This is a genomic window from Curtobacterium sp. MCBA15_007 (genome assembly GCF_001864905.1).
Taxonomy (GTDB): domain Bacteria; phylum Actinomycetota; class Actinomycetes; order Actinomycetales; family Microbacteriaceae; genus Curtobacterium; species Curtobacterium poinsettiae.
On sequence record NZ_MJGM01000078.1, the window covers coordinates 27216 to 38660 of the forward strand.

The 11445-nt window shown below is 70.2% G+C and carries 12 protein-coding genes and 1 tRNA gene; 4 read left to right on the forward strand and 9 right to left on the reverse strand.

What is annotated here, in order from left to right:
* Nucleotides 1–147: 147 nt before the first annotated feature.
* From BIU95_RS15765 to BIU95_RS15775, 3 genes are read right to left on the reverse strand one after another with little or no spacing between them, the layout of a single operon-like run.
* Nucleotides 148–1074, reverse strand: a complete 927-nt coding sequence (locus tag BIU95_RS15765) for a hypothetical protein (protein ID WP_071252142.1) — start codon at nt 1072–1074, stop codon at nt 148–150.
* On the reverse strand, nt 1071–1532 hold the full coding sequence (locus BIU95_RS15770; RefSeq protein ID WP_071252144.1) for an ImmA/IrrE family metallo-endopeptidase: 462 nt from the start codon (nt 1530–1532) through the stop codon (nt 1071–1073). Before BIU95_RS15770 ends, BIU95_RS15765 begins: the two co-directional genes overlap by 4 nt.
* Nucleotides 1529–1969: a hypothetical protein gene (locus BIU95_RS15775; protein WP_017888824.1), complete on the reverse strand. Its 441-nt coding sequence runs from the start codon at nt 1967–1969 to the stop codon at nt 1529–1531. Before BIU95_RS15775 ends, BIU95_RS15770 begins: the two co-directional genes overlap by 4 nt.
* A gap of 94 nt (nt 1970–2063) precedes the next feature.
* Between BIU95_RS15775 and BIU95_RS15780 the strand changes: the two genes are divergently transcribed.
* The gene (locus BIU95_RS15780; RefSeq protein WP_082509606.1) at nt 2064–2720 is read left to right on the forward strand and encodes a YigZ family protein; all 657 of its coding nucleotides are present in this window, start codon (nt 2064–2066) and stop codon (nt 2718–2720) included.
* A 138-nt stretch (nt 2721–2858) separates the two neighbouring features.
* Here BIU95_RS15780 and BIU95_RS15785 read toward each other — a convergent pair.
* A tRNA-Lys gene (locus BIU95_RS15785) sits at nt 2859–2931 on the reverse strand.
* Nucleotides 2932–3026: 95 nt separating this feature from the next.
* Here BIU95_RS15785 and bcp point away from each other — a divergent pair.
* Complete coding sequence (gene bcp, locus BIU95_RS15790; protein WP_071252146.1) at nt 3027–3497, forward strand: thioredoxin-dependent thiol peroxidase; 471 nt, start codon at nt 3027–3029, stop codon at nt 3495–3497.
* Nucleotides 3498–3576: 79 nt separating this feature from the next.
* On the opposite strand, the gene BIU95_RS15795 is transcribed toward bcp, so the two are convergent.
* Nucleotides 3577–4008 (reverse strand): hypothetical protein, encoded by a 432-nt coding sequence (locus BIU95_RS15795; RefSeq protein WP_071252148.1) that lies wholly within the window; start codon nt 4006–4008, stop codon nt 3577–3579.
* A 261-nt stretch (nt 4009–4269) separates the two neighbouring features.
* Here BIU95_RS15795 and BIU95_RS15800 point away from each other — a divergent pair, with 261 nt between their 5' ends.
* A complete protein-coding gene (locus BIU95_RS15800) occupies nt 4270–4518 on the forward strand; it encodes a WhiB family transcriptional regulator (protein WP_017888820.1) in 249 nt (82 codons plus the stop codon).
* A 173-nt stretch (nt 4519–4691) separates the two neighbouring features.
* On the opposite strand, the gene BIU95_RS15805 is transcribed toward BIU95_RS15800, so the two are convergent.
* Entirely contained in the window at nt 4692–6194 is a 1503-nt protein-coding gene (locus BIU95_RS15805; RefSeq protein WP_042538784.1) for a sensor histidine kinase, read from the reverse strand.
* Between the two features lie 118 nt (nt 6195–6312).
* On the opposite strand from BIU95_RS15805, the gene BIU95_RS15810 reads away from it, so the two are divergent.
* Nucleotides 6313–6753 carry an Rv3235 family protein gene (locus tag BIU95_RS15810; protein WP_083389414.1) on the forward strand — a complete coding sequence of 147 codons (441 nt, stop codon included), beginning with the start codon at nt 6313–6315 and terminating at the stop codon, nt 6751–6753.
* Nucleotides 6754–6898: 145 nt separating this feature from the next.
* Here the strand turns inward: BIU95_RS15810 and secA are convergent, their stop codons facing one another.
* The 3 genes from secA to BIU95_RS15825 all read right to left on the reverse strand — a co-directional run bounded on the left by secA (nt 6899) and on the right by BIU95_RS15825 (nt 11389).
* Nucleotides 6899–9679, reverse strand: a complete 2781-nt coding sequence (gene secA, locus BIU95_RS15815) for a preprotein translocase subunit SecA (protein ID WP_056070934.1) — start codon at nt 9677–9679, stop codon at nt 6899–6901.
* Between the two features lie 171 nt (nt 9680–9850).
* Entirely contained in the window at nt 9851–10567 is a 717-nt protein-coding gene (gene raiA, locus BIU95_RS15820) for a ribosome-associated translation inhibitor RaiA (RefSeq protein WP_071252150.1), read from the reverse strand.
* A 159-nt stretch (nt 10568–10726) separates the two neighbouring features.
* Nucleotides 10727–11389, reverse strand: a complete 663-nt coding sequence (locus BIU95_RS15825) for a ComF family protein (protein ID WP_175470784.1) — start codon at nt 11387–11389, stop codon at nt 10727–10729.
* Nucleotides 11390–11445 lie beyond the last annotated feature (56 nt).

The following is an 11445-nucleotide window of genomic DNA, read 5'->3' on the forward strand; positions in this document are numbered from 1 at the left end:
TAGACAACCCACGACCGGGACGAGACCGGGCAGGTGGTGCTCGGCCGCCCCCAACGCGGCCGAGTCCCGACCCGGCGAGGCCACAGGATCTGTAGCACTTGCTACAGACTGTACACGGCATGCCCCACAGCGTCGAGCACCGAACGGCTACGCGGTCTCGAGGGCGGCCTCGGCATCGGCGAGGACGGCACGCTCCGACTCGGTCAGGGACGCCCGTGCACCGCGGACCCCGTCGTTGATCTCGACGATGCGGCGGCTGAGGAGCGTCGCGGGGTCGTCGGTCGGCGGGTAGGCGTTGTCCACCCCGAGCCGCTCGTGCAGGGGCGCCAGACGCTGCAGCGCTGCGTCCACCCTGCGGGCACGGCGTCGGCGCGAGATCCGGTGCCCGAACACGAGCAGGAGCATCCCGGACGCCACGCACAGCACCGCTCCCGGCGTGGTGACGTCGTAGGGCAGCGAGAGCGCGTGCGTGACCTGCAGGTCACCGACGACGTGGGCGACGTCCATCACGACGACCACGACCATGCGGACGACCCCGAGCACGCCGCCGAGGATCAGGACCCACAACCCCACCAGGTCCGTGGTCGTCCGGGCCTCGCGCAGGCGCAGCACGCAGATGAACCCCGTCGCGCCGAGTGCCACACCGAGGTAGACGGTCTGCGCGATCGAGTAGACCGTGGCCGCCGGGTGCGAACCGGCGTCGAGCATGAAGGTCGTCGTGGTCGCGGGCTTGTCGAGCACGGTGAACGCGACGAGGACCACCACGACCACCACCACGAAGGACACCAGGACCGCGTTCCGGAGCCAGGGTCGTGCCGCCCCGACCGCCTTCGCCACGCCCCACAGCAGCGTGCTCGTGCCGGCCACCATGAGGCAGTCGCTGATCACGGTCACGACGTTGAACCCACCGAGCCGCGGATCGAGCCAGCGGTACAGCGGGTCGACGTTCGTGACGATGGTGGCGGCGAAGAGCAGGAACGTGAACGCGAGGGTGCGGTCCTGCCCGCGCTGCAGGACCAGCAGCACGATCGTCCCGACGAGGAGCAGCACCGCCTGGACGACGGCGATGATCACCCGAAGACCCCGCGGAAGGCACTCGGGCGGCCGCGGTGCTGGCGGATCACGGTGGCCAGGCGGTCGGCGAAGACCTCGGCCTCGTGCTCGTACGTGTTCGAGAACAGCCCACGGGCCAGTGCCCGTTCGACCTTGTACTCGGGCAGGTCGGGGATGACGTCACGGATGTAGGCGCTCTGCGGGGCGTGCTCCTGGTGCCGGTGCAGGACGTGCCCGAGCTCGTGGCCGATGACGAACGACCGGAAGGTCGGCGACGCGGTCGGCGAGATCATCACGAGGTGCGCGTGCTCGAGCGTGGCCACGAAGCCGCAGACGGGCTCGGCAGCCAGGAACGACTCCTCGCGCACCACGATCGGCTTGCCGACGACTTCGGCCGCGGCAGCGACGGCCTGGTCGACGTCCGACCAGCCCTCTGCCGCACCACGAGCCCAGAACGCGTCGACGAGCGCGTCGGTCATGCGACGCTCCCCCGCTGCGATTCCTCCTCGAGCACCTCGGCGATGCGTCGGAGCGCGTCGGGCGACAGTTCGCCGGGGAAGGTCCGCGCCGCGAAGCCGCTCACGCGGGCGGACCGCAGGGACCGGACGAGGGCGAGCTGGGCGCCGATGCGTTCCGGTACCTCGCTGTCCTCGAGCAGGAAGCGTTCGTCGACCTCGAAGAACCCGGCCAGCAGGCGCAGGAGCTCGGTGTCGCGGTTGCGGCGGCCGTCGCCGGAGAGCATGTAGGTCCACTTGGCCCGGGACAGGGAGCCGCCGTGGGCCGCGACGTATTCTTCGATCGAGGCGAACGGCACCGGGGCACCGCGCTGGGACTCCTCGAAGTCGAGGAGCAGGTTGAGGCGGCGCGCGAGCTCGGCGGCGTCGAGCGCCCCGCCCTTCAGATCACCCGTGTCCATCTCGGACTCCTCCCCAGCCGTGTCCGCGCGGGGTGTCGGTCCGGCGCGTGGACGCCATGCTAGCGCGGACACCCGACACCGCGCCGTTACCCTCGTGGGCATGCCCCGCCGCTTCCCCGCCACCGTCGCGGCACGCGTCGAGCACGAGATCGTCATCACGAAGTCGCGCTTCATCACCACCGTGGCGCCCGTGTCCGGCGTCGAGGACGCCGACCGCGTGATCGCCGAGGTCCGCCGACGGTACTGGGACGCCCGGCACAACTGCACGGCGATGGTCACGGGCGTGCTCGGCGACCAGGCCCGCTCCTCGGACGACGGGGAACCCTCGGGCACGGCCGGCGTCCCGATGCTCGAGGTCCTGCGCCGTCGCGACCTGACCGACGTGGTCGTGGTCGTCACGCGCTACTTCGGCGGGGTGAAGCTCGGCGCGGGCGGGCTCGTCCGGGCCTACTCGACCTCGGTCTCCGAAGCGCTCGACACCGCCGTGCCCGTTCGTCGCGAGGCCCTGACGCAGGTGCGCTTCGACGTCGACCACGCCGATGCCGGGCGGCTCGACAACGTGCTGCGCGACTGGGTCCGGCACCACCACGCGACGCTCGGCCCGACCGAGTACGGGCAGGCGGCGACCTTCGAGGTGTGGGTCCCCCACGACGCGCTCGGGGCGCTGACCGCCGACCTCGCCGCGGCGTCGGCCGGCGCGCTCGAACCCGTCGTCGGCGAGGAACGGATCGTTAACGTCCCCACCGGCTGACGTCCGGTCAGACCGATGTCCGGTCCGGACTGACTTCTGCACTCCGACGCACCTCGGGCGTGTCCAGGTGCCGGAGCGCGAGGACCCCTGGAACGCACGAACGCCCCGACTCGATGAGCCGGGGCGTTCGTCCTGCGGTGCACCCCCTCGGACTTGAACCGAGAACCCACTGATTAAGAGTCAGTTGCTCTGCCAATTGAGCTAGAGGTGCATGTTCCGGCTTCCGTGCCGCAACGGGAATCAACAATAGCATGGGTTTCGCGCGCCCACGACCACTCGCGGGCGCACGACGCGAACAGGAGCACCATGACCGACCGTCTCGTCCCCGGCGACACCGCCCCCGACTTCACGCTGCCCGACCAGGACGGCGTCCAGCACTCCCTGGCCGCCCTGCGCGGCAAGAAGGTCATCGTGTACTTCTACCCGGCGGCCTCCACCCCGGGCTGCACCACCGAGGCCTGTGACTTCCGCGACAACATGTCCTCGCTGCAGGCCGCCGGCTACGAGGTGCTCGGCGTCTCGAAGGACGACCAGGCGAAGCTCAAGGCGTTCCAGCACGAGCAGGCGCTGACCTTCCCGCTGCTGAGCGACCCCGACCTCGCCGTGCACAAGGCGTACGCGGCCTGGGGCGAGAAGAACAACTACGGCAAGATCGTCACCGGCACGATCCGCTCCACGATCGTGGTCGGCGAGGACGGCGCCGTGCAGCTGCCGCTCTACAACGTCAAGGCCACCGGGCACGTGGCGAGCCTGCGGAAGAAGCTCGGCCTGGTCTGAGGGCCGGCCACGCACCGGAGGCCCGGTGCCGGTTCCGAGAACCGGCACCGGGCCTCCTGTGTGTGGCGGACCAGACCGTCTACTCGACCGGGCGCGCGAGCGCGGCCGTCACCGACCGCGACAGCACCAGCGTGATGCCGAGCAGGGCCGGGATGAGCAGCACCCAGCCGACCGCGGCGACCCGGAAGACGCCCTGGAACGCCCCGATCGCGATGGCGCCCTGCAGGACCTGCCAGACGATGATGCCCGAGCGCACCCACGACCGGCCGTGCCACAGGCCGTTCAGCAGCGCACCGAGCCAGAGCGCAGCGATGGCGACGAGGACGGTGAGGGCGATGCCCGACGCGATGCTCGTGGCCGGCGCGACGAGCAGTTCGACGACCAGCACGACGGTCACGACCGCCAGTGCGAGGAACTCGAGGCCGACCACGACGAGCAACCCCAGCATCGCCGGCGACCGGCGCGCGACGGGGGCGGAGGGTTCGGTGTCGTTCGGGGTGTCGTCGTGCACAGTGATCCTCCAGCATCGGAACCCTTGATTTGGCCCTACCAGTATGGAACGATATTGGAGGTCGTTTGGACGGCACGATGTGGTGTGCGTCTCCCGTGGTTCATCGCTCCTCCCCCGAGCGTCTCGCGGGCGTCAGATTCGCTTCATGCGGACTCCTCCCCACAGTTGTCCCCTCCATGCCGCATGCATGGTCAGCGTTCCGATCCCCCGAACCACGGCCCCGGCCTGCCGTTCGAGCATCGACATCAAGGAGCACCACACATGGACTGGCGTGACAAGGCTGCCTGCCTCACCGCAGACCCCGAGCTCTTCTTCCCCGTCGGGAACACCGGGCCCGCCGTCGACCAGATCGAGAAGGCCAAGTCGGTCTGTGCGCGTTGCACGGTCACCGAGATGTGCCTGCAGTACGCACTCGAGAACAACCAGGACTCGGGTGTCTGGGGTGGTCTCAGCGAGGACGAGCGTCGTGCGCTGAAGCGTCGCGCCGCTCGCGCCCGCCGCGCGTCCTGACCCCGGTCGTCTGACACCACGACGCCCGTCGTCCCTTCGGGGACGGCGGGCGTCGTCGTGCGCGCGGGGATCGGCATGCGCGGGGGTAGTCATGCACAACACCGGTGTTCACGCATCGAACACCGGGACACGGGTGTTCGACCGGTGAACACCGGTGTTGTGCGGCGCTCGGACTAGGCGGCGGGGGCGGTCAGCCAGCGGAACGGGATGCTGATCGTCACCTCGGTGCCGCTGCCCGTCAGCGTGTGCCAGTCGATGGTGCCGCCGAGCTCACCCTGGATGAGCGTGCGGACGATCTGCGTCCCGAGGCCCGACCCGACCTTGCCCTCGGGGAGCCCGACGCCGTTGTCGCGGACCTCGATCTCCAGGTGGTCGTCGAAACGGCGGGCGACGATCTCGACCTCGCCGTCGCGGCCGTCCAGCCCGTGCTCGACGGCGTTCGTCACGAGTTCGGTGAGGCCGAGGGCGAGCGGCGTCGCAGCCTCGGAGGGCAGCACCCCGAACTCACCGGTCTTCTTCGGGTGCACGGTCGTGTTGTGCGACGCGGCGACCTCGGTGACCAACTTGAGGACCGAGTCGAACACCTCGTCGAAGTCCACCGTCTGGCTGAGCCCGCTCGACAGCGTGTCGTGCACGACGGCGATGGCGGCGACACGGCGCATGGCGTTCTGCAGCGAGGTCCGCGCTTCGTCCGAGTGCGTGCGTCGTGCCTGGATCCGCAGCAGGGAGGCAACGGTCTGCAGGTTGTTCTTCACGCGGTGGTGGATCTCGCGGATCGTGGCGTCCTTGGTGATGAGCTCGCGCTCCTGGTGCCGCAGCTCGGACACGTCGCGGCACAGCACGATGGCACCGATGCGCTCACCGTGGTCGCGGAGCGGGATCGAGCGGAGCGACACCGTGACGCCCTTCGACTCGATGTCGGCCCGCCACGGCGCCCGGCCGGTGACCACGAGCGGCAGGGACTCGTCGACGTCGAGCTGGGCGCCGATGAGCTCGGTGGTGACCTCGGCGAGGGACTTCCGCTCGAGTTCCCCCTCGAAGCCCATCCGGTTGAAGGCGCTCAGGCCGTTCGGGCTCGCGAATGTGACAGTGCCGGCGGTGTCCAGGCGCAGCAGGCCGTCGCTGGCGCGGGGCGCCCCACGGCGGGGGCCCGCCGGTGCGCCGAGGTCGGGGAAGTCACCGGTCGCGATCATGCCGAACAGGTCGTTCGCGCTCGCGGTGAAGTTGAGCTCCTGGCGGCTCGGGGTCCGCATCTCGTCCTGGTTGGAGTGCCGGGTCACGACGGCGATCGGCCGTTCGGTGGTCTCGGCGCTCTTCGGGCTCAGGCGGCGGAGCACCGGGATCGCGCGGACGCGGGTCGGGGTGTCCTCGTACCAGTCCGGCTCGGCGGAGTCGACGACGCGGGAACCAGCGAAGCTCTCGGTCACCTGGCCGCGCCACTCCTCGCGGATCTCCTGCCCGACGATGTCCCGGTAGAACAGCGTCGCCGCGGAGCTCGGGCGGGCGTGCGCGACGGCCACGAACGAGCCGTCCTCGGCGGTCGGGACCCAGAGCACCATGTCGGCGAAGGATAGGTCGGCGAGGAGCTGCCAGTCCCCCACGAGCAGGTGGAGCCACTCCACGTCTGCTTCCGAGGAACGGCCTTGCGCGAGGACGAGGTCACTGAGGGTCGACACCCAGCCAGTCTAGGTCCGCCGCCTTGTGGAGAACGTCGCCCTCTCCACAGGGTAGACAGCGTTGTATTTCGTATGTCGTACGCCCCATACGCTCGCTCCAACGACGGAAGGGGCAGGGGTGGCAGAGCAGGCACGCCGCATCGATCACGAGACGACGGCGGTGCACCCACCGCCCCTGCGGATCGTGGGACCGGCACCGGAACCAGCCGCGGCGTCCGGTCCCCCGGAGCCCGAGTCGACCGCTCGGGCGCTCGGGCTCTGCGTCGCCGAGGTGCTCACCGGGGCACGCGAGGTCGACAGCATCGCCCGGTGGATCAGCGACGACGTGCAGCGACACCTGCAGCAGCGGGCCGCGGTGGCGGCGCACGCCCGGGGATCCGGCCAGCGGGCCCGAGGGCGCCCGGTGCTCCGGGTCGGCAGCGTCCTGGTCTGCCGCCCCGCGGACGGCGTCGCAGAGGCGACGGTCATCGTGCACACGCGCAGCCACGCGCGAGCGGTCGCGATGCGCCTCGAGACGCGGCACGGTCGGTGGCAGGCGACCGCCATCGGCGTCCTGTAGGTGTGCCCGCTGCCGACCTGGAGGCCCGTGGCGGCGCCGCCACGGGCCTCCCATCCGGCAGGCGGCACGCATCGTGAGCAGCAATGGTCGGGTCCCGACGCGGGACCCGACCATTGCTGCTCACGATGCGCTCGCGCGCGGGACGCTAGTTCTTCTTGGTGGCCTGTCGACGCTCGGCGCGGTTGCTCGCCGCAGCCTGACCGGAGGCCGTGGCCGCGTTGCCGAACGCGGAGCCCTGCTCCGGCTCGGCAGCCGCTTCGGCCTCGGCCTGGGCACGCTGCGCACGAGCGGTGGCGGCCTGCTCGAGGCGCCCCTTCTCGTCGCGGACCTCGACCTCGCCGTCGATGGACGGTGCCGAGTACTCAAGGCCGGAGACCTCGTCCTCGCCGAGCCCCTTGGCCTCGATGACCGCGTTCTCGCCGTCGGACTGCACCTGGACCTCGAGGTTGAACAGGTAGCCGACGGACTCTTCGCGGATCTGCCCCATCATCGTCTGGAACAGTGCGTAGCCCTCGCGCTGGTACTCGACCAGCGGGTCACGCTGCGCCATCGCGCGGAGGCCGATGCCGTCCTTCAGGTAGTCCATCTCGTACAGGTGGTCGCGCCAGCGGCGGTCGATCACCGAGAGCACCACACGACGCTCGAGCTCGCGCATCGCCTCGTCGCCGAGGAGTTCTTCACGCTGCTGGTAGGCCAGCTTGGCGTCGGAGAGGATCTCGCGGGCCAGGAAGTCACGCGACGCCTTGCCCTTCGAGCCGGCCTCGGTGATGACCTCGTCGATGGAGATCGAGATCGGGTAGAGGGTGCCGAGCTCGGTCCACATGGCGTCGAGGTCCCAGTCGTCCGGGGAGCCTTCGCCCGTGTGGGTGTCGATGACGTCGTCGATGACCGCCTTGAGGAACGCCTGCGCGCGGTCGTGCAGGTCGTCGCCCTCGAGGATGTGGCGGCGGTCGCTGTAGATCGCCTCACGCTGACGGTTCAGGACGTCGTCGTACTTCAGGACGTTCTTGCGGATCTCGGCGTTGCGGCCCTCGACCTGAGACTGGGCGGACCGGATCGCGCGGCCGACGAGCTTGTTCTCGATCGCCAGGTCGTCCGGGACGTTCGAGCGGCCCATCAGGCTCTCGGCGGCACCGGAGTTGAACAGGCGCATCAGGTCGTCGGTCAGCGACAGGTAGAAGCGGCTCTCGCCCGGGTCACCCTGGCGGCCGGAACGACCACGCAGCTGGTTGTCGATGCGGCGTGACTCGTGGCGCTCGGTGCCGAGCACGTACAGGCCGCCGACTGCGCGGACCTTGTCGCCCTCTTCCTCGACCTCGGCCTTGACGCGGGCGAACACGTCGTCCCACGCGGCTTCGTACTCGTCGGGGGTCTCGGTCGGCGACAGGCCCTTGGCGTGCATCTCCTGCACGGCGAGGAACTCCGCGTTGCCACCGAGCATGATGTCGGTACCACGACCGGCCATGTTCGTCGCGACGGTCACAGCGCCGAAGCGACCGGCCTGGGCGACGATCGCGGCTTCACGGGCGTGGTTCTTGGCGTTGAGGACCTCGTGCTTCACACCCTGCTTGGCGAGGAGCTTCGACAGGTACTCGGACTTCTCGACGCTCGTGGTACCGACGAGGACGGGCTGGCCCTTCTCGTGACGCTCCGCGATGTCCTCGGCGACCTGCTCGAACTTCGACTTCTCGTTCTTGTAGACGAGGTCCGTCTGGTCGATGCGCTGCATCGGCTTGTTCGTCGGGATGGCGACGACGCCGAGCTTGTAGGTCGACATGAACTCGGCCGCCTCGGTCTCGGCGGTACCGGTCATGCCGGAGAGCTTCTGGTACAGGCGGAAGTAGTTCTGCAGCGTGACGGTGGCGAGGGTCTGGTTCTCGGCCTTGACCTCGACGCCTTCCTTGGCCTCGATCGCCTGGTGGATGCCCTCGTTGTAGCGGCGGCCCATCAGGATGCGGCCGGTGTGCTCGTCGACGATGAGCACCTCGCCGTTCATCACGACGTAGTCCTTGTCCTTCTTGAACAGGGCGACGGCCTTGATGGAGTTGTTCAGGAACGAGATGAGCGGGGTGTTCGCCGACTCGTACAGGTTGTCGATGCCGAGGTAGTCCTCGACCTTCTCGATGCCGGGCTCGAGGACGCCGACGGTGCGCTTCTTCTCGTCGACCTCGTAGTCCTCGCCCGGGGTCAGGCGCGTGGCGATCGAGGCGAACTCGGTGAACCACCGGTTGGCCTCGCCCGACGACGGACCGGAGATGATGAGCGGCGTCCGGGCCTCGTCGATGAGGATCGAGTCGACCTCGTCCACGACGGCGAAGAAGTGGCCGCGCTGCACCATGTCCGAGGCCTGCCACGCCATGTTGTCGCGCAGGTAGTCGAAGCCGAACTCGTTGTTCGTGCCGTAGGTGATGTCGGCGGCGTACTGCTCGCGACGCTCGGGCGGGCTCTGGTTCGCGATGATGCAGCCGGTGGTCATGCCGAGCGCGCGGAAGACGCGGCCCATGATCTCGGACTGGTACGAGGCCAGGTAGTCGTTGACCGTGATGACGTGCACGCCGCGCGACGGGATCGCGTTGAGGTACGCGGCGGTCGTCGCGACGAGGGTCTTGCCCTCACCGGTCTTCATCTCGGCGATGTTGCCGAGGTGCAGGGCCGCGCCCCCCATGAGCTGCACGTCGAAGTGCCGCATGCCCAGGGTGCGCTTCGCGGCTTCACGCACGGCGGCGAACGCCTCGGGCAGGAGGTCGTCGAGGGTCTCGCCGTTGGCGTACCGCTCGCGCAGCTCCTTGGTCTCGTCGTGGAGTTCCTCGTCGGTGAGGCTCGAGAAGTCGTCCTCGAGGTCGTTGATGGCCGAGGCGTACGCCTTCAGCCGACGGAGGGTTCGTCCTTCGCCGATGCGGAGGACCTTCTCCAGCACGTTTGCCACGTGAACTCCTTACGGGGTCGTCGCGCGCGACCTGCACGCCCGATCGACCAGTCATGCTAGCAACCCGCGAACGCTCGGCGCTGTGAGCGCCGCGGCTGTCGCGGACACGGGTGTGCGCGGCCCGCGAACGGACCGCGCACACGGAGCGGAACCGGAGGCTCCGCGAGGACGTCAGGCGATCGCCGCTGCGCGCTCCGCGTCGGAGTCCGCCGTGCCCGAGGCCTGCGCCTGGCCGGCGGGCACCTCGTCGATCCCGATCACGCCGTAGTCCCAGCCCTTCCGTCGGTAGACGACGCTCGGACGACGGGTCTCCGCGTCGAGGAACAGGTAGAAGTCGTGCCCGACGAGTTCCATGTGGTAGAGGGCGTCGTCGACCGTCATCGGGGCGGCCTCGAACACCTTGTGCCGGATGACGACCGGGCTGTAGACCTCGTTCTCGTCCTCGGCGGTGTCCTGGTCGACGACCGGGACCGCACCGGTCGCGACCTCCTCGATGAGCTTGCCGTCGGCGGGGACGACACCCATGCCGTCGAACGCGCTGCCGGCGGCCTCGGCGACCGAGGTGGGACGGTGGCGGCCGTGGTGCACCTTGCGGCGGTCGCGCGCCCGACGGAGGCGCTCCATGATCCGCGCGAAGGCGAGGTCGAAGGCGGCGTACTTGTCCGACGCCGCGGACTCGGCCCGCACGAGCGGCCCCGGCCCGATCAGCGTGAGCTCCACGCGGTCCTCGCCCTGGCTGCCGCTCGACTTCTCGTGGTGGCGGCTGATGCGCACCTCGAAGGCGAGGGCGCGGTCGGCGAGCACGTCGATCTTCTCGGACTTCTGCTCGACGTAGGTGCGGAAACGGTCGGTGACCCCGACGTTCCGGCCCGTGATCGTCACGTCCATGTGGCGGCTCCCATCCAGTGTCGGCGCGTCGCCTCCGTCCGGCGACCCGAACGCCTTGCCGCGAGGCTAGACCCGGCGCACCCTCGGCGTCACGGGGCGTCGGCGAGTCTGTCGGACACTCACCGGACGCTCAGTGGACACCGGGTGTTCACGGAGCCGTCATTCGTCGACGCTCGCCAGGGCGACGCAGCGCACCACCCGACCACCCGCCGACCGCACGGCGCGGACACCCTCGGCCATCGTCACGCCGGTCGTGACGACGTCGTCGACGAGCACCACGTGGCGGCCGGCGACCCCGACCGCGCGCAGGGTGCCGACGGTGGCGGCGACCCGCTCCACCGCCGATCGTTCCTTCTGCCCGGGCCCCGCACCCCGGCGTCCGGCCCGGGTCCGGACGAGCCGCCCCGTCCGCCGGACACCGCCGCGGGCGAGCAGGAGCACCACCGGGTCGAACCCGCGGCGCCGGGCACCCGCACGGGACGGCGGGACGCGGAGCACCACGGTGCCGTCCGGTGCCGCGGCGAGCGCCGTCCGGACGAGTGCACCGAACCGGCCACCGAGCGGACGGGCGACGTCGACCCGGCCGCGCAGCTTCAGCTCGAGGACCAGGGTGCGGACCAGCCCCTCGTACTCGAAGGCGGCGTCGAGCCGGACGCCGGCGACGAGCCGGACGCGCCCGGGGCGTGCGTCGAGCGCCGCGCGGCACGGCGGGCAGAGTGCGCGGTCCGGGCGGCCGCAGCCCAGGCAGGCGACGGGGAGGAACAGTCCGAGCACGGCGAGCAGGGCGTCACGCCACGGGGTGGGGGCGTCGTCAGGGGGCACGACCACGATCGTGGCGGTGACCGGACGACGGCGGTGGGCCGGTGGGCCGGGCTGTG